At 61.4% G+C, this 16,982-nt stretch carries 14 protein-coding genes; 4 read left to right on the top strand and 10 right to left on the bottom strand.

Annotated elements, in window-relative coordinates; translation table 11 throughout:
- The first annotated feature begins 230 nt into the window (after positions 1-230).
- Positions 231-1,640, top strand: coding sequence for an OprD family outer membrane porin (locus ATI14_RS24330; RefSeq protein WP_016969751.1), 1,410 nt, complete (start codon positions 231-233; stop codon positions 1,638-1,640).
- A gap of 157 nt (positions 1,641-1,797) precedes the next feature.
- Positions 1,798-4,431 carry an MGH1-like glycoside hydrolase domain-containing protein gene (locus ATI14_RS24325; protein WP_031319577.1) on the top strand — a complete coding sequence of 878 codons (2,634 nt, stop codon included), beginning with the start codon at positions 1,798-1,800 and terminating at the stop codon, positions 4,429-4,431.
- Between the two features lie 202 nt (positions 4,432-4,633).
- Here ATI14_RS24325 and ATI14_RS24320 read toward each other — a convergent pair whose 3' ends face one another.
- Together ATI14_RS24320 and ATI14_RS24315 are read right to left on the bottom strand one after the other, a co-directional pair.
- A complete protein-coding gene (locus ATI14_RS24320; RefSeq protein WP_016969749.1) occupies positions 4,634-4,948 on the bottom strand; it encodes an SCP2 sterol-binding domain-containing protein in 315 nt (104 codons plus the stop codon).
- Between the two features lie 56 nt (positions 4,949-5,004).
- Positions 5,005-5,715 carry a histidine phosphatase family protein gene (locus ATI14_RS24315; protein WP_016969748.1) on the bottom strand — a complete coding sequence of 237 codons (711 nt, stop codon included), beginning with the start codon at positions 5,713-5,715 and terminating at the stop codon, positions 5,005-5,007.
- A 195-nt stretch (positions 5,716-5,910) separates the two neighbouring features.
- On the opposite strand from ATI14_RS24315, the gene sohB reads away from it, so the two are divergent.
- Entirely contained in the window at positions 5,911-6,936 is a 1,026-nt protein-coding gene (sohB, locus tag ATI14_RS24310; protein WP_016969747.1) for a protease SohB, read from the top strand.
- Positions 6,937-7,046: 110 nt separating this feature from the next.
- On the opposite strand, the gene ATI14_RS24305 is transcribed toward sohB, so the two are convergent.
- Positions 7,047-8,579, bottom strand: coding sequence for an MFS transporter (locus ATI14_RS24305; protein WP_016969746.1), 1,533 nt, complete (start codon positions 8,577-8,579; stop codon positions 7,047-7,049).
- Between the two features lie 150 nt (positions 8,580-8,729).
- Here ATI14_RS24305 and ATI14_RS24300 point away from each other — a divergent pair, with 150 nt between their 5' ends.
- The gene (locus ATI14_RS24300; protein WP_016969745.1) at positions 8,730-9,599 is read left to right on the top strand and encodes a LysR family transcriptional regulator; all 870 of its coding nucleotides are present in this window, start codon (positions 8,730-8,732) and stop codon (positions 9,597-9,599) included.
- Between the two features lie 58 nt (positions 9,600-9,657).
- Here ATI14_RS24300 and dhaL read toward each other — a convergent pair whose 3' ends face one another.
- The 7 genes from dhaL to ATI14_RS24260 all read right to left on the bottom strand — a co-directional run bounded on the left by dhaL (position 9,658) and on the right by ATI14_RS24260 (position 16,909).
- Positions 9,658-10,302, bottom strand: a complete 645-nt coding sequence (dhaL, locus tag ATI14_RS24295; protein WP_016969744.1) for a dihydroxyacetone kinase subunit DhaL — start codon at positions 10,300-10,302, stop codon at positions 9,658-9,660.
- A 3-nt stretch (positions 10,303-10,305) separates the two neighbouring features.
- Positions 10,306-11,307, bottom strand: a complete 1,002-nt coding sequence (locus tag ATI14_RS24290; protein ID WP_016969743.1) for a dihydroxyacetone kinase subunit DhaK — start codon at positions 11,305-11,307, stop codon at positions 10,306-10,308.
- Between the two features lie 67 nt (positions 11,308-11,374).
- Entirely contained in the window at positions 11,375-12,490 is a 1,116-nt protein-coding gene (locus ATI14_RS24285; RefSeq protein WP_080520314.1) for an MDR/zinc-dependent alcohol dehydrogenase-like family protein, read from the bottom strand.
- Between the two features lie 27 nt (positions 12,491-12,517).
- Positions 12,518-13,273: an SDR family oxidoreductase gene (locus ATI14_RS24280; RefSeq protein ID WP_016969742.1), complete on the bottom strand. Its 756-nt coding sequence runs from the start codon at positions 13,271-13,273 to the stop codon at positions 12,518-12,520.
- Positions 13,274-13,402: 129 nt separating this feature from the next.
- Positions 13,403-14,410 carry a substrate-binding domain-containing protein gene (locus ATI14_RS24270; RefSeq protein ID WP_016969741.1) on the bottom strand — a complete coding sequence of 336 codons (1,008 nt, stop codon included), beginning with the start codon at positions 14,408-14,410 and terminating at the stop codon, positions 13,403-13,405.
- A 34-nt stretch (positions 14,411-14,444) separates the two neighbouring features.
- Complete coding sequence (locus ATI14_RS24265; protein ID WP_016969740.1) at positions 14,445-15,425, bottom strand: ABC transporter permease; 981 nt, start codon at positions 15,423-15,425, stop codon at positions 14,445-14,447.
- Positions 15,422-16,909: a sugar ABC transporter ATP-binding protein gene (locus ATI14_RS24260; protein ID WP_016969739.1), complete on the bottom strand. Its 1,488-nt coding sequence runs from the start codon at positions 16,907-16,909 to the stop codon at positions 15,422-15,424. The genes ATI14_RS24265 and ATI14_RS24260 overlap by 4 nt, the downstream gene beginning before the upstream one ends.
- Positions 16,910-16,982 lie beyond the last annotated feature (73 nt).

The raw sequence follows: 16,982 nt of genomic DNA, 5'->3' as shown, positions 1-16,982 counted from the left end.
TGGGCGTGGCTACGCAAACGAAGAATCTTCAGGACTTCATTCTTTCAGTGAATGAAATGACGCAAATATGACAAAAAATCGAAGCCGTGAAATTTCATTTTCGAGGGGGTTTTCCTAACTAATTCTTCACGAGGAGCGCCGCGGCCGTCATGAAACAATCGTCACGTTTGTAGGGATGAAAGCTGTTCTGCACACACCGCACATAAAAATATGTTTAGGGGCCGTCGTTAATGAAAATTTCTACACTGGCGTTATCCATCACCGCCGCCTTGCTCGCACAACACGCCAGCGCCGATGATTTCGGCCTGGGTTCGCTGGGCACAGGTACCGGTCACAGCGGTTTCCTGGAAGACAGCCACGCGGCGATCAGCTCGCGCAGCATGTACTACAGCGCAGACAACCGCTCGGGCACCGCCAACGATTTGCGTGAAGCCGCGACACTGCTGCGCTTTGACTACAAATCCGGCTTTACCCAAGGCACCCTCGGGGTCGGTTTTGACGTGATGGCCTTCGGTGCCCTGCGTCTGGACGGTGGCGATGGCCACGCGGCGGGCCCAGGCCTGTCCGGCAACGGCAACAGCTTCTTCCCGACCAAAAACAACGGCACCGAGCCGGCTGACTCCTTCGGTCGCGCGGCGGGTAACGTGAAGTTCCGCATTTCCCAGACCGAGTTGCACGTCGGTGGCGGCCTGGCGCCTGTGTTGCCTATCCTGGTGTCGAACGACAGCCGTGTAGCGCCGCAGACCTTTGACGGCGGCATCCTGACGTCGAGCGACATCCCCAACGTCACTTTCACCGGCGGTGAGCTGAACAAGGCCGAAGGCCGTGCTTCCAGCAACTCCACCGGCTTGAGCGTTGCCGGCGGTACCCGCGACAGCGACAGCTTCAAATTCGGTGGTGTGGACTACAAGCCTTTCGGTTCGTCTGACAACGCCATCGCTAAAAACCTGACGTTGCAGTACTACTACGCCAACCTGCAAGACTTCTACAAACAGAACTACTTCGGCCTGGTTCACGTACTGCCGCTGGGTAACGATCAGTCGTTCAAGACTGACCTGCGCTACTTCGACAGCACCAGCGACGGCAAAAACGGTGAAGCCGGTTACCAGTTCAACAACAACGGCGGCTATGCCAAACACGCCGGCGAAGTGGACAACAAAACCTACAGCGCCGCGTTCACCTACCAGTTGGGTGGCAGCAGCCTGATGCTCGGCCACATCGGCGTGAGCGACGACGGCGGCTTCGTGTGGGTCAACCAGGGCAGCATCGCCAACCCTCAGCCACAAGGCGCAGGCGGCAGCGACTTCTACCTGTTCACCGACGCCGTGGTTGGCCAGTTTTCCCGCGCGGGCGAGCAAGTCAACTTCGGCCAGTACACCTACGACTTCAAAGCCTATGTACCGGGCCTGAAAGCTTCCGTGGCGTACCTGGACGGTACCGACATCAAGTCCAAAGTGGCTGGCGGCTCCGACCAGAAAGAAAACGAAACCGACTTCCGTCTGGATTACGTCGTGCAGCAAGGCCCGCTCAAAGGCTTCGGCACGACCTTCCGGACCGGTACCTACAAAGGCCACAACACCGGTACGCCGGATCAGGATCAAACCCGCCTGATCTTCAACTACACCTACGCGATCTTCTAAGACCGCGCTGCAAAACTCCCCATCTGGAGCGCTGTAAAACTGAAGGCCGCCTCATCCGCGGCCTTCAGTCTTTTTGGCGGATGGGCGACTCTTCATGTGCATCCGCAGGCGAATGGGTTCTACACTGGCCCCCACTGTGTCAGTGATGGAGGACCCGATGCCCGCCACGCCTACCAACATCCTTGAAACCATCGAAGGCCAGCGCCTGGCCACCCCTGACGCCGAACGCTGGCGCGAGTGGGGGCCCTATTTGAGTGAGCGCCAATGGGGCACGGTGCGCGAAGACTACAGCGCCGACGGCGACGCCTGGACCTACTTTCCCCATGAACATGCACGCAGCCGCGCCTACCGTTGGGGCGAAGATGGTCTGGCGGGGTTCAGCGACAAGGCGCAACGCTGGTGCCTGGGCCTGGCGCTGTGGAACGAGCGCGACGCGATCATCAAGGAGCGCCTGTTCGGCCTGAACAACGCCGAAGGCAACCACGGTGAAGACGTCAAGGAACTGTATTTTTTCGTCGACGGGGTGCCGAGCCATGCCTACATGCGCATGCTCTACAAGTACCCCCACGCGGCCTTTCCCTACGCCGACCTGATCACCGAGAACGCCCGGCGCGGCCTGGGAGATGCCGAATACGAAGTGCTCGATACCGGGGTGTTTGAAGACAACCGCTACTGCGATGTGAGCGTGGAATACGCCAAGCACCAGCCTGACGACGTTTTCATGCGCGTCACCGTACACAATCGTTCGGACCAGCCGACCCGCCTGCAAGTGTTGCCCCAGTTGTGGGCGCGCAACGACTGGAGCTGGACCTTCGACGCGCCCAGGCCGCAACTGACGCTGGAGGGCGATCGCGTGCTGGCTCGTCATCATGAGCTGCCCGATCGCCACCTTAGTGCCTGGGGCCAGGACGGGGTGGAGTGGCTGTTCTGCGAAAACGAAACCAACTACGCCAAGCTGGACGGGTTGGCGGCACTCGGGCCGTTCAAGGACGGCATCAACGATTACGTGGTGGATGGCGTGCAATCGGCGATTCGCCGCGACGCGGGCACCAAGGTGGCCGCGCGTTTCACCCTCGAGCTGGCGGGTTTGCAAAGCAAAACCCTGTATCTGCGCTTTGCCCCCGCGCACGCGCCCGAGGTCAATGCGCGCAAGCTGTTCGAGGCGCGCCGTCAGGAAACCGATGACTTTTATGCCGCCTTGCAACACGGCATCGCCGATGAAGACGCGCGCAATGTGCAGCGTCAGGCGCTGGCCGGTTTGCTGTGGTCCAAGCAGCTCTACTATTTCGACGTGAACCAGTGGCTCGACGGCGACCCGGCCCAGCCCGCGCCACCGCCCGAGCGCCTGCACATCCGCAATACCCATTGGCGGCACCTGTCCAACTTCGACATCCTGTCGATGCCCGACACCTGGGAATACCCGTGGTACGCCTCGTGGGACCAGGGCTTCCAGGCCGTGGCTATTGCGCTGATAGACCCGGCCTACGCCAAGCAACAACTGTTACTGCTGGTCAAAGACCGTTTCATGCACCCCAACGGCCAGTTGCCGGCCTACGAATGGCGTTTTGACGATGCCAACCCGCCGGTGCATGCCTGGGCCAGCTGGCGCGTGTATCAGCAGGACAAAGCGCTGACAGGCGTCGGCGATATGGATTTCCTGGAGCGAATTTTCCATAAGCTGCTGCTGAATTTTTCCTGGTGGGTCAACCGCAAGGACGCCGAGGGCCGCAACCTGTTTCAGGGCGGGTTCCTGGGACTGGACAATATCGCCTTGTTCGACCGCTCGGCCACCTTGCCGCCGGGTTACCAACTGGATCAGGCCGACGGCACGGCGTGGGTCGCCGCCTATGCGCTGGACCTGATGCGCATCGGCCTGGAACTGGCCAAGCGCAATGCGGTGTACGTGGATATTTCGGTGAAGTTTTTCGAACATTTCCTCTACATTGCAGGCGCCATCAACCGTGTCGACGACAACGCCGAAGGCCTGTGGGATGAGCAGGATCAGTTCTTTTACGACGTGTTGCACCGCCCGGACGGCCATAACGAACCGGTGCGCCTGCGCTCCATCGTCGGCCTGATGCCGCTGTTTGCGGTGCTGGTGCTGGAGCAGCGTGAGCATGAAGGCCTGCAGGGCTTGCGCGAGCGCCTGCTGGGTTTCATGAAGCACCGGCCGGACCTGGCCAAACTGGTGTCACGCTGGAACGAACCGGGGCAGGGCAACCGCCTGTTGCTGGCGCTGTTGCGCGGCGAGCGCACCAAAGACCTGCTGCGACGCATGCTCGATGACCGGGAGTTTTTGTCGGACTTTGGTGTGCGTTCACTGTCCAAAGCCTTTGCCGAACAGCCTCTGGCGCTGAAAATGAATGGCGACACCCTTTGCGCCAGCTACCAGCCTGGGGAGTCCGACTCACGCCTGTATGGCGGCAACTCCAACTGGCGCGGGCCGTTGTGGATGCCGGTGAACTACATGCTGATCGAATCGCTGCGCGAGTTTCACCGTTACTACGCCGACAACTTCTCGGTGGAATACCCCACGGGCAGTGGTTATCTGTCGTCGCTTGAGGACGTGGCCGACAGCCTCAGTCAGCGTCTGACCGCGTTGTTTCTGAGGGATGAGAATGGCGTGCGGCCGTCGATGGCCGGGTATGCGCAGTTGGAGGCAGACCCTGCGAGCCGCGATCTGGTGTTGTTCCATGAGTATTTTCATGGCGAGACCGGACGGGGCCTGGGGGCTTCGCACCAGACGGGGTGGACGGCGTTGGTGGCGTTGTTGTTGCAACCGAAGTCCTGACTGTTGCCACGCGCAGGGTGTGGGAGCTGGCTTGTGTGGGAGCCGGGCTTGCCCGCGATGCAGGCGACTCGGTCTGTCAGGGAACCGAGGTGATGCGATCGCGGGCAAGCCCGGCTCCCACAGGATTTATGTTGAGCACAAGATTGCAGGCAAAAAAATCCCGCCTCTAGAGGCGGGATTGGTCTTCAAGGTTGCCCTAGGATCAAGCCGGGAACAGTTCGCTCAGCTTCATCGCCAGCATCATGTCGCCTTCGGTGCGCAGTTTGCCGCTCATGAAGGCCTGCATGCCGTCGGTGTCGCCGCTGACGATGCCTTCCATGGTTTCGCCGTCGGTCACCAGGGTCACCTGAGCGTCAGGGTTTTCGCCTTCCAGCAGTTCGCAGGTGTTGTTCTTGACCACCAGCGAGAAGTTCTGGGTGTCGTCGATGCGGAAACCGAACACCAGATCCAGGCCGTCAGCGGCGGCCGGGTTGAATTTGGCTTTCATTGCTTCTACAGCTTTGGCTACGTCAGTCATGGTTTCGATCCTTTAAGGTAGAGTCCAGTGACCTTGGGGTCACGGTTGGCCGCAATTCATCGGAAAGTGATGAGCTGCGGCGCCTTCAACAGTTGCAAGTGGGTATGACCGTTGAAGGAAGCCAGGGCCACCTCGCGACCGCGGAATTTCAGCACGTTGAGCGAGGTGTTAACAATTTGCCAGTTCAGTTCGAAGGCCTGCGCGGCAGGCATCCGGGTGATCAGGTGGAGCAGGGCGGTAATCGTGCCGCCGGAGGTAAACACGGCGATTTTGTCGGCGTTGTCGGCCGCTTCCAGAATGCGTTGCAGGCCGCCTTGAACGCGCTCGACAAATCCCAGCCAGCTTTCCAGGCCTGGCGGGTCGTAAGTGCCAGCCAGCCAGCGCTCGATGATCAGCGCGAAGATGCGCTGGAATTCGCTGCGGTTCTGCGCGGCGTTGCGTAAAACGTCGACCGCGTGAGGCTCTGTGCTCAGCAGGTCCGGGAGCAGTGCGCGAATGATGGCTTCGGCGTCGAATTCGTTGAACGCGCTGTCGATTTCCAGCGTCGGTGCCGCAATGCCAAGGGCGCGGTACTGATCGAAGGCGGCGGTGGCGGTGTGCTGCTGGCGACGCAGGTCGCCGGCAATGCAGCGGTCGAACGTCAGGCCCAGCTCGGCCAGGTGACGACCCATCACGTGCGCCTGTTCCACACCGACGGGCGACAGGACGTCATAGTCGTCTGCACCGAAGGAGGCCTGGCCATGTCGAATCAGATAAATGCTGCCCACGTCCGTTTTCCCGGTACGTTGAAAGTCTGGCGAGGTTATGAGGATGCCTGCGAGCTGTCAATGAAAAAACATACGCTTGTTTTAAAAGCTCGTTAGAGCGCCACTGCTGGCGGTTTGAGCACTGGCTCCAAGGCAGTGCCGCCGGTATGCTGGGGCCATCCGCGCCTGGCGCAGTGCAATTTTCTAAGGAGTCATATGGATTTTCTGGCTGAATACGCGAGTTTCCTGGCGAAGACCGTCACCCTGGTGGTCGCTATTCTGGTGGTGTTGATCAGTTTCGCGGCCCTGCGCAGCAAAGGCCGTCGCAAATCCGCCGGCCAATTGCAGGTCAGCAAACTCAACGACTTCTATAAAGGCCTGCGCGAGCGGCTGGAGTCGACCCTGCTCGACAAGGACCAGCTCAAGACCCTGCGCAAATCCGAAAGCAAAACCGAAAAGAAAAATGCCAAGAAGAAACCCGAGGCCAAGGCGCGGGTATTCGTGCTGGATTTCGACGGCGACATCAAGGCCTCGGCCACCGAAAGCCTGCGCCATGAAATCACCGCGCTGCTGAGCCTTGCCACACCGAAGGACGAAGTGGTGCTGCGCCTGGAAAGCGGCGGCGGCATGGTGCACAGCTATGGTTTGGCGTCTTCGCAGCTGGCACGCATCCGCCAGGCAGGCGTGCCGTTGACGGTGTGCATCGACAAGGTGGCGGCCAGCGGCGGCTACATGATGGCGTGCATCGGCGAGAAGATCATCAGCGCACCGTTTGCCATCCTCGGATCCATCGGCGTCGTGGCGCAATTGCCCAACGTCAACCGTCTGCTGAAAAAGCACGACATCGACTTCGAAGTGCTGACCGCCGGCGAGTACAAACGCACCCTGACCGTGTTTGGCGAGAACACCGAGAAGGGTCGCGAGAAGTTTCAGGAAGACCTGGACATTACCCACCAATTGTTCAAGAACTTCGTGTCGCGTTATCGCCCACAGCTGGCGATTGACGAAGTGGCGACCGGCGAAGTGTGGCTGGGTGTTGCTGCCCTCGACAAACAGCTGGTAGATGAGCTGCAAACCAGCGACGAGTACCTGGCGACTAAAGCCAAGACCGCCGAGGTGTACCACCTGCACTATGCCGAGCGCAAAAGCCTGCAAGAGCGCGTGGGCCTGGCGGCCAGCGGTTCGGTGGACCGTGTGTTGCTGACCTGGTGGAGCCGGTTGACTCAGCAGCGGTTCTGGTAATCCTGATGTAGGCTGCCCCAACTGTGGGAGCTGGCTTGCCTGCGATAGCATCACCAAGGTGTGACTGACACACCGAGGTGCCTGCATCGCGGGCAAGCCCGCTCCCACATTCAGGTTGGTGTCGTCGCGGAGGACTGTTGCGCCAAGGGTATCGGCTTTCTCATCAACATCCCCACCACCAAGGCACCCAGTAACCCCAACAACCCCGCCACCCACAACACCCCGCTGAACCCGCCCACAAACGCCTGCCGCGCCAGCGGTTGTACCACCGCCCGTGCCGATTCCGGCAACAAGCCCATGGCCGCCGGCATATCACCTGCCACCACGCGTGATGCAATGCCTGCCACCTGCTCCTGCCATTGCGCGCCGATACTCGCGCTCAGCAGCTGTTCGCTATGACTGCTCAGCAGCGCGCCGTAAACCCCAATCGCCAGCATGATCGCGCTGAAGCGCATGGTGGTGCTCATGCCCGAACCCATGCCCGCGCGGTCCCGAGGTACGCAGGCCATGATGTTCTTCTGGGTGTCGCCATTAAGCAGGCCAGCGCCGGCGCCGGTCACGGCAATTGCCAGGGCGAAGGGCAGGTAGCCGCCGGCGCTCACTGCCCAGGCGCTCAGCAAATTGCCACAACCCACCAGGGTCAAGCCGGTCGCCATCATCGTAGCCGGCGCAACACGCCCGGCCAGGCGTGCGCCGATGCGTGGACAAACCAGCATGGTCAGGGCAAAGGGCAGCATGCCAAGGCCGGAGGCAATCGCGGAAAAGCCCAGGCCGTTTTGCAGATAAAACGGCAGCAGCGTCATCATCACCTGAGCGCACCCGGCGTAGGCAAACATGCCCATTAAGGCGCCGATAAAGCGCGGATGGCGGAACAGCTGCAAGTCCACCATCGGCCGCTGTTGCAGGCGTTCAACGATCACAAATACACCCAGTAATATCGCACCGCCGATCAGGCGCGCGTAGGTCAGCGGGCTGTTCCAGCCGATGCGGTTGGCTTCGATCAGGCCCCAGATCAGGCACAGCAGGCTGGCGCTGAACGCCAGGCTGCCCCACGGGTCCAGCCGTGCGGACTGGGCGTCACGGGACTCCGGAATCGCGCGCACTACCAGCGTCATCAGCGCCAGGCCCACCGGCAGGTTGAGATAGAAGATCCAGCGCCAGCCCAGGTACTGAGTGATCAAACCCCCCAGGGTTGGTGCAGCAGTCATCGCCACGCCCATGCACGCGCCCCAGAAAGCCCAGGCTTTTGCGCGGTCCACTTCATCGTGGAAGGTGTGGCCGATGGAGGCCAGCGCCGACGTCAGCAGCAAGGCGGCGCCCACGCCTTTCACTGCGCGGGCAATGTCGAGGAACAACGCGTTCGGTGCCGCCCCGCAACCCAGTGATGCCAGGATGAAAATACTCAGGCCCCAGATCAGCGATTTCTTGCGGCCAAAGCGGTCGGCAATGCTACCGGCTGGCAGCAGCAACGCGGCGAAGGCCAGCATGTAAGCGCTGACTACCCACTCGATATCGGCGAAGTTGGCTCCCAGATCGCGAGCGATGCTGGGCAGGGTCACGGCGACGATATTGGTGTCGAGCACGATCAGCGAGCACACACCCGAAGCCGTGAGCAGTGTCAGGCGTGGACTGACCCGGCTCATGGTTTGATTACCTTGCAGGCAATACGGAAATGACGGTTGACGGACATCGCAGAGGCTCTTTAGTGTTGAGGTATCACGAGCTTATCCTTGGCGGCCATGGTCTTTGTTAGGCGCCCCGGTTCACTTTATTACCTTTGAGCTAATGCTGAAATGGAAATACGCCACTTCCGCTACTTCCTCGCTGTGGCCCGTCAGCGCAATTTCACCCGCGCGGCCGAGCAGTTGGGTATCGCGCCGCCGACGCTGAGCCGGCAGATTCAGGACATGGAAACCGACCTGGGCGCCCGTCTGTTCGTGCGCCAGCAACGTGAAGTCAGCCTCACCGAAGCAGGCGCTGCGTTACTGATAGAGGCCGAAGCCACGGTGCGCCAGTTTGAGTTCGCCCAGCGCAATGCACAGCGCGCCGGGCGCGGCGAGATCGGCCATATCGAGCTGGGTTACGTCGCCTCGGCGGTGTATTCCGGGGTATTGCAGCGGCAAATGCAGGCGTTCAGCCAGGCGTTTCCCGATGTGAGCGTGAATGTGCGCGAGTGTGCGATGGCCAGCTTGCCGGGTGCCATCGCGGATGGGCGATGTGATATCGGTTACATCCGATCCCCCATGACCCTGCCTGAGGGGGTGGAGGCCGTGCGCCTGGACAGCGAAGGTTTCGTATTGGCGCTGCACCGTGATTCATGGCTGCTGGGACTGAAGGCCATTCTCTGCGAGCACCTGCAAAACGAGACCTTCATCCTGCCGGAACAAATCAGCGGCACCTTGCACGTGGCGGCGCAAGGGGGCTACGCACCGCAACTCGGCCCGCAGCCGGGTGGCCTGGTGGCAGTCGTTGCGTTGGTGTCATTGGGGCAGGGCGTGGCGGTGGTGCCGGCGTCGCTGGTGGGGCATGTGAGTTTGCCGGGTGTGGTGTATCGGCCCATTCAGGGCAATGACGCTACGTCGTGGTTGTCGCTGATTCACCGGCGCTTTGAGAAGGCGCCGGCGGTGGTGCGGTACATTCAGCAGGTCAAAATGGGCGTCTAGTTCCTGTGGCGAGCGGGTTAATGTGGCAAGCCCGCTCACCACAGGGGTTTTTGTGGTGTCAGGTGAGGCGCGGCTGGACTGAATCCGCCAGGCGCGTGAGGATCAGGCAACAGGACACCGCCCCGGCGTCCAGCACGCCCAACGAGCGCTCGCCCAAACGGCTGGCCCGGCCGATTTTTGCGATCAGGTCTTTGGTCGAGTCGCGCCCTTGGGACGCGGCAGCTTTCATGGCGTCCAGTGCATCATTGAATGAGGCGCCACTGGCATGGGCGTGCTCGAAGGCTTCAACCGCCGGAATCAAGGTGTCCATCAGGCACTTGTCGCCCACGCCGGCTTCGGTAATGTCCTGCAATGAGGTCAGACCGCCGCGCAGCAAGTGGGCGAAGGTTGCCGCATCAATGTTTTCGCTGCTGCGCACTTCGTCGGCCATGCCGATAAACAGGCTGCCATACAGCGGCCCCATGGAACCGCCGATGCCTTCCATCAGGCTCAGCGTCAGCTCGTCCAGCGCTTCGGCCAGGGTCAGTTGGCGGCCTTCGATGGTGCGCCCGCAGTGGGCAAAGCCCTTGGCCATGTTGATGCCGTGGTCGCCATCGCCGATGGCGCCATCGATTTCACTGAGGTATTCGCGGTTGGCGACAATCACGCTGACCAGGTCGCTGACGATGGCGCCGCCGTCACGGGTGGAAAAATGCTGGCTCATGGTTCATTCCGCCTGGGTCATGCCGATGGAGCGGCAGGGTTGGTCGATCAGGGTTTTGAGCTCTGCGTCGAGGCCGAGCAGGGTCAGGGTTACGCCCATCATTTCCAGGGATGTGAAGTAATTGCCTACATAGCAGCGATGAATGTTCAGACCCTTGGCCGTGAGCTGGCGCTCCACTTCGGCGTAGAAAATGTACAGCTCCATCACCGGTGTAGCGCCGAGCCCCGAGACCAGCACCACCACGCTGTCGTCCACGCTGAAGTCTCGGTCGGCGAGAATCGGCGCGAGCATGCGTTCGGCCATGGCGGCGGCAGACTCGATGGGAACGACTTCAATGCCCGGTTCGCCGTGATGGCCGATGCCGAGTTCCATCTGGCCGTCGGGAATGTGGAAGTTCGGCTTGCCCACGGCGGCGATGGTGCAGGGCGTCAGGCCGATGCCGATGGAGCGGCAGTTATCGACCGTTTTTTGCGCGACACGGATCACTCCGTCCAGGTCGTAATGCTGGGCGGCCGCTGCGCCGCCGATCTTCCACATGAAAATTTCCCCGGCCACGCCACGGCGCTTGGCGATATCGGCCTTGGGCGCCGAGGCCACGTCGTCGTTGGCGACCACGGTGCGGATGCGCATGTCTTTGCTGGCGGCCATTTTCATCGCCAGTTTTACGTTCATATTGTCGCCGGCGTAGTTGCCATAAAGGCACGCCACGCCTGCGCCATGGTCAGCGGCGCGGAAGGCGTCGAAGAAGCTTTTGGCGGTGGGCGAGGAGAAGATTTCGCCGACGGCCACGGCGTCTACCAGCCCCGGGCCGACGTAGCCGAGGAAGGCAGGCTCATGGCCCGAGCCGCCGCCGGTGACAATGCCGACGCGGCCTGGCGCCGAAGGTTTGGCTTTGACGATGACGCGCGGGTTGGTCTCGTATTGGCGCAGCTCAGGGTGCGCGACCAGAATGCCGCGCAGCATGTCCTCGACCACCTGGTCCGGATCATTGATGACTCGATTCATAACGCGGGTTCCTGTTTTTGTTCTTAAAGGGCAACAACAATCTAATGTGGGAGCTGCGTCGGTGAAATCAGGGTTCGAGTACCACTTTGAGCGACTTGTCCCCACGCTCCATCACCGCAAACGCTTCCTTGAAGTCCGCCAGCGCAAACTTGTGAGTCACCACATCGCGCATGTCGATCTTGCGGTTGCCAATAAAGTCGATGGCCCGCGGGTACATGTACGGGCCCAGGTGCGAGCCCAGAATATCCAGTTCCTTGCGGTCGCCGATGATCGACCAATCTACCGTGGCCTCGTCATTGAATACGCTGAATTCGACGAAACGCCCCAGCTTGCGCAGCATCGCCAGACCCTGGTTCACCGCCTTGTGGTGCCCGGTGGCTTCGATATAGATGTCGCAGCCATAACCGTCGGTGATGTCGCGGATTTTGGCCATCACATCGACTTCGGCCGGGTTCCACACTTCGTCGGCGCCCATGCGCAGGGCGAGGGCGGCGCGTTCGGGTTTCATGTCGAGCACGATCAGTTTTTTCGGGTTGCGCAAACGCACGGCGCCGATGATGCCCAGGCCGAGGGTGCCGGCGCCGGCGACCACCACAACGTCGTCGTGGTCGACATTGGCGCGTTCGGCGGCGTGCAGCGAGCAGGCGAGCGGTTCGATCAGGATCGCTTCGTCCGGGGCAATGGATTCCGGCACCTTGTGGATGATGCCTTCCTTGGTGAAGATCATGTACTGGGCCATGGCGCCCTGCACGTTGTTCTGGAAGCCATACAAATCGTGCTTCTGGCACATCCAGTACTGGCCGTGGTTGCAGAAACGGCAGCCCCAGCACGGCACGATCTGTTCGGAGATGACCCGGTCGCCGACGCTCACGCCGCGTTTTTCCGCGCCAGGCCCGAGCGCGACCACGCGGCAGACGAACTCATGCCCCGGAATCATTGGCGGTTTCACGTAGCGCGGTTGTTCGGCATCGCCCCAGAACGAGGGTGCGCCGCGGTAGGTCTTGATGTCGCCCATGCAGATGCCGCACAGCTCGACCTTGGTCAGAATCTCGTCGGGCCCGGGTGTGGGCACATCGACGGTTTCCAGGCGGTAGTCTTCCGGGCCATGGCAGACCACGGCCTGCATGGTTTTCGGGATGACCGGGGACAGGTGTTCAGGTGTGCGTTCGGTAACGGTGGACATGACAAAACCTCACGACAAAAAAATGAATTACTGAATGCTGTAGCCGCCGTCGATCACCATGTTGGCGCCGGTGATCATCTGTGCAGCGTCGCTGAGCAAATACAACGCCAGCCCGGCGATTTCTTCCGGTTGGGCAAAGCGACCCGCCGGGATTTGCAACTTGGCCTTTTCACCCACTTCACCGGCCCAGGCTTTCTTGCCCAAGGCGGTCTCGACGATGGTCGGAGAGATGGCGTTGACATTGATCTGCGGCGCCCACTCCATGGCCAGTACCTTGGTCATGCCGACGATGGCCGCCTTGCTCGCGCAGTAGGCGACGTGGCGGTCCAGGCCGATCACGGCGGCCTGGGAGGCGAGGTTGACGATGCGCCCGCTGCCTTGGACCAGCATGTGTCTGGCGCAGGCCTGGGCTACGAAAAAACTGGCTTTGAGGTTGATATCCAGCGTGGTATCCCAAGCGCTTTCGCTCACCTCCACGGCTTTGTCGAGCAGCACCACGCCGGCGCTGTTGATCAGGTAATCGAGGCGCTGGAAGTGTTCGAAAACGCTATCGATGGTGTGTTGTATCTGGCCGATCCGGCCGAGATCAACGGCAATGCCCAGGTGGCCGCTGCCCAGGCGGGCGGCGACTTCAACCACGGCAGGGTCGCGGTCGAGCAGGGCGACGCGCGCACCGCGTTCAACCAGCAGGGTGGCGCAGGCCAGGCCGATGCCGGCGGCGCCGCCAGTGATCACTGCGCAGCGGCCGGTGAGGTCGAAGGCTTGGTTCCAGAAACCGGACATGAATGACTCCTCTGTCGATCGTTCCCACGCTCTGCGTGGGAATGCCGCCTGGGACGCTCTGCGTCCCGATGTTGGGTGACGCGGAGCGTCACGGGATGCATTCCCACGCGGAGCGTGGGAACGATCAAGCTACTTGGAGCCGCTGACTTGTTTGTACAGCGCATCCGCATTCGCGTTAGTCACCGGCACCCACGGCAGGATGTAATTTTTGTCGGTGCCGTCACCCCATTTCACGTCTTTGGCGTAGCGCTCCCAAATCACCGACTGCGGCTTGTAGTCCTTGCCGGCCAGTGCGCGCAATGCCACATCCAGCGCGCCCTGGGATTGGGCCTGGGCGTCTTGCAGGAAGGTGGTGACTTCATCTTTCTTCGCCGCCTGGATCGCGTCCGGCATGCCGTCAATCGAGGTGACCGGCACGTCCTTGGACGACAAGCCATGGGACTTCAGGGCCTGTACCGCGCCAAGGGCCATGTCGTCGTTTTGTGCAATCACGCCGTTGATGCCTTTGGGGTGGGCGTTCAGCCAGTCTTCGGTGAGTGCCAGCGCCTGGGCGCGGTCCCAGTTGGCGGTTTTCTTCTCGATGATCTTGATGTCCGGGTGCTTGCTCAGCACTTCCAGCTCGCCTTTTTCGCGGTCGATTTGCGCCGACTGGCCAATCGGGCCCTGGATGATCACCACGTTGCCTTTGCCGTTGAGCTTGTCGACCATGGCCTGGGCCTGCAGGCGGCCGCCTTCCACATCGTCGTTGCCCACGTACGGCACAGCGGCATCGGCTACTTTCGTATTGGAGGCGATCACCACCACGTCGTTACTCATGGCTTGCTTGACGGTGCCGACGCCGGCCTTGGTGTCAATCGGCACGAACAGGATGGCGTCGTAGTGCTGGGTCACCATGTTTTCAATCTGGTTGTTCTGGGTCAGGGCGTCGTAGTTGCCGTCGAACACGGTCAGTTGCACGGTGCCGTCCTTGACTGCCGGGTGTTCCTTCAACTCGCGCACCCAGTTCTGCATGAACTGGCCCTTGAGGCCGTAGACGGCGGCGCCGATTTTGTAGGTCTTGCCGTCGGCGGCCATTGCGATACTGCTGGCGAGCAGGGAGAGAGCCGCCACGGCGGCCAAGGTGGTACCCAGTTTCATAAGTAGAACTCCGGTTATTGTTGTGGGTCGTTCTCTAGCGTTTTTTCTTGCGCCACACGTCGATCAGTACTGCGAACACGATGATCAGGCCCTTGGCGACCTGCTGGTAATAAGAGGACACGCCGAGCAGGTTCAACCCGTTGTTGATCACGCCGATCAGTAACGCGCCAAACAGCGTGCCGACAATGCTGCCGGTGCCGCCCGAAAGGCTGGTACCGCCGATCACCACCGCGGCAATCGCGTCCAGTTCGTAGGAAACCCCGGCCTGGGGCAGGGCGGAGGTGGTGCGCGCCGACAGCACCACGCCGGCAAGGCCTGCGAGCAAACCCGAAACCACGTACACCGAAAACATCACCTTGCGCACGCCAATGCCCGAGGTGCGCGCGCTTTTTTCATTGCCGCCCACCGCGTACACGTAGCGGCCGTACGTGGTGTAACGCAGCACCATCCAGAAGATCAGTGCGACCACGGCGAAGATCACGATCGGCACACCAATCGGGCCGATCTTGCCGATGCCCAGCGCCAGGTAGGCGTCGGGCAAATCGGTGATCGGGCTGCCGTCATTGAGGATGAAGGTCATGCCCCGCGCGATGCTGAGCATGCCCAGGGTGGCCACGAACGGCGGGATCGACAGGTTGGCGACCATAAAGCCGTTGACTACACCGAGCATCGCCCCGGCAAACATCCCGGCGCTGACGGCCGCGAGCAAGCCGTAACCCTGGGTTGCAACCATGGCGCTGCACAGCCCGGCGAAGGCCAGAATCGAGCCCACTGACAGGTCAATGCCCTTGGTCAGGATCACGTAGGTCATGCCCACGGCGAGGATGCCGTTGATCGAGGTCTGGCGCAGGATGTCCATCCAGTTGCGCCAGGTCATGAAATATTCGCTGGAAAACGCCATCACCACGCACAGCAGGATAAACACCAGCGGCAGGCCGAAACGGTCGAGGGACAGGCGCACACGGTTGCGCGGTGCGGCGGTGACAGGGGCAGTAATGGAGGTTTTGGCATTCATGAGGCAAGACTCAACAAGGCTTCCTGGGAAAGGGCGGTGTCGGTGCTGATGGTCACCAGCCGGCCGCCTTTGAATACGGCGATGCGATCACTCAGGTGCAGCAATTCCGGGGCTTCGGACGACACCACAATGGCCGCGCCGCCGGCGCGCACAAACTGGTCGAGCAGGTGGTAGATCTCCTGCTTGGCGCCTTCGTCGATGCCGCGCGTGGGCTCGTCGCACAGCAGGCACACCGGCTCGGTGGACAGGCATTTGGCGAGCACCACTTTTTGCTGGTTGCCGCCACTCATGGACGCCACCGGCAATTCCAGGGAACTGGTCTTGATGTGCAGACGCTTGACCATGTCCTGCGCGAGCTGGGTTTCCTTGCGCGCATTGATCAGCGACCAGCTCGACAGGCGTTTGTAAGCCGAGAGCGCAATGTTGGACAGAATGCTGCCGGTGAGCACCAGGCCGCTGTCTTTGCGGTCTTCGGTGACCAGTGACATGCCCGCGTTGATCGTGGCCTTGGGCAGGCCAACCGGCATGGGTTTGCCTTGCAGGGTGACGCTGCCGGAGTCGGCGACGGTCAGCCCATAGATGCAATTGAGGAATTCACTGCGCCCGGAGCCCATCAGGCCATAGATGCCGAGGATTTCGCCCTGGCGCAGGCTCAGGCTGATGTCGTGGAACTCGCCGTGACGGCTCAGGTTGTCGACTTGCAGGCAGGTGCTGGCCGCGCATTCGCGGCCGACCTTGTGGTCGATGCGCGTGAGTTCCTGGCCGACGATGCCGCGCACCAAGTGGTTGCGGTCGATATCGGCCATGCGCCCGCTTTCTACAAAGGCGCCATCGCGGAAGATGCTGTAGTCATCGGCAATCTGCGCCAGTTCGCTGAGGCGGTGCGATACGTAAACAATGCCGGCGCCGCGAGCGGTGAGGCGGCGGATGGCTTTGAACAGGGTTTCGGCTTCGCGCTCGCCGATGGCGGAGGTGGGTTCGTCCATGATCATGACCTGGCAGTCATGGCTGAACGCCTTGGCGATTTCCACCAGTTGGATCTGCGCCACGCTCAGGCGGTGCATGGGGCTGGTGGCGTCGACGTCGAATTCCAGGCTTTCGAGCAGTTCGCGGGTGCGGCGGTTGAGAGCCTTGCTGTCGACAATACAGCCGGCGCGGCGCGGTTCGCGGCCCAGCCAGATGTTCTCGGCGACGGTCATATAGGGGATGGGTTCCAGCTCCTGGGTGATCATCGCGATCCCCGCCGCCAGCGCTTCACTCGGGCGGTTGAATTGCACAGGCGCGCCGTTGAGCAGAATGGTGCCGGCATCACGCTGGGTGATGCCCATCAGAATGCTCAGAAACGTTGATTTGCCGGCGCCATTGCCGCCACACAACGCGTGAACGCTGCCGGCCCGCAGAGAGAGGCGCCCGTCACGCAGGGCAGGCACCCCGGCGTAAGCCTTGGCGACGTGTTCAGCCTGGAGCAGTAATGGCGTGGCCATCGGCGTGTCCTCGTGCTGTGAATTCTTATTAGGTCGCACAGTCATGTTTCTCTGTGAGCATATGTGTACCAAA

It is taken from the genome of Pseudomonas tolaasii NCPPB 2192 (assembly GCF_002813445.1).
GTDB classification, from domain to species: Bacteria; Pseudomonadota; Gammaproteobacteria; order Pseudomonadales; family Pseudomonadaceae; genus Aquipseudomonas; species Aquipseudomonas tolaasii.
The sequence above is the reverse complement of the archived record's forward strand: the minus strand, read 5'-3'. Positions and strand labels throughout refer to the sequence as shown.

Coding starts and splice junctions, on each gene's coding strand:
- ATI14_RS24330 (WP_016969751.1), top strand. CDS start 231: ATGAAAATTTCTACACTGGCGTTATCCATCACCGCCGCCTTGCTCGCA.
- ATI14_RS24325 (WP_031319577.1), top strand. CDS start 1,798: ATGCCCGCCACGCCTACCAACATCCTTGAAACCATCGAAGGCCAGCGC.
- ATI14_RS24320 (WP_016969749.1), bottom strand. CDS start 4,948: ATGACTGACGTAGCCAAAGCTGTAGAAGCAATGAAAGCCAAATTCAAC.
- sohB (WP_016969747.1), top strand. CDS start 5,911: ATGGATTTTCTGGCTGAATACGCGAGTTTCCTGGCGAAGACCGTCACC.
- ATI14_RS24305 (WP_016969746.1), bottom strand. CDS start 8,579: ATGAGCCGGGTCAGTCCACGCCTGACACTGCTCACGGCTTCGGGTGTG.
- ATI14_RS24300 (WP_016969745.1), top strand. CDS start 8,730: ATGGAAATACGCCACTTCCGCTACTTCCTCGCTGTGGCCCGTCAGCGC.
- dhaL (WP_016969744.1), bottom strand. CDS start 10,302: ATGAGCCAGCATTTTTCCACCCGTGACGGCGGCGCCATCGTCAGCGAC.
- ATI14_RS24290 (WP_016969743.1), bottom strand. CDS start 11,307: ATGAATCGAGTCATCAATGATCCGGACCAGGTGGTCGAGGACATGCTG.
- ATI14_RS24285 (WP_080520314.1), bottom strand. CDS start 12,490: ATGTCCACCGTTACCGAACGCACACCTGAACACCTGTCCCCGGTCATC.
- ATI14_RS24280 (WP_016969742.1), bottom strand. CDS start 13,273: ATGTCCGGTTTCTGGAACCAAGCCTTCGACCTCACCGGCCGCTGCGCA.
- ATI14_RS24270 (WP_016969741.1), bottom strand. CDS start 14,410: ATGAAACTGGGTACCACCTTGGCCGCCGTGGCGGCTCTCTCCCTGCTC.
- ATI14_RS24265 (WP_016969740.1), bottom strand. CDS start 15,425: ATGAATGCCAAAACCTCCATTACTGCCCCTGTCACCGCCGCACCGCGC.
- ATI14_RS24260 (WP_016969739.1), bottom strand. CDS start 16,909: ATGGCCACGCCATTACTGCTCCAGGCTGAACACGTCGCCAAGGCTTAC.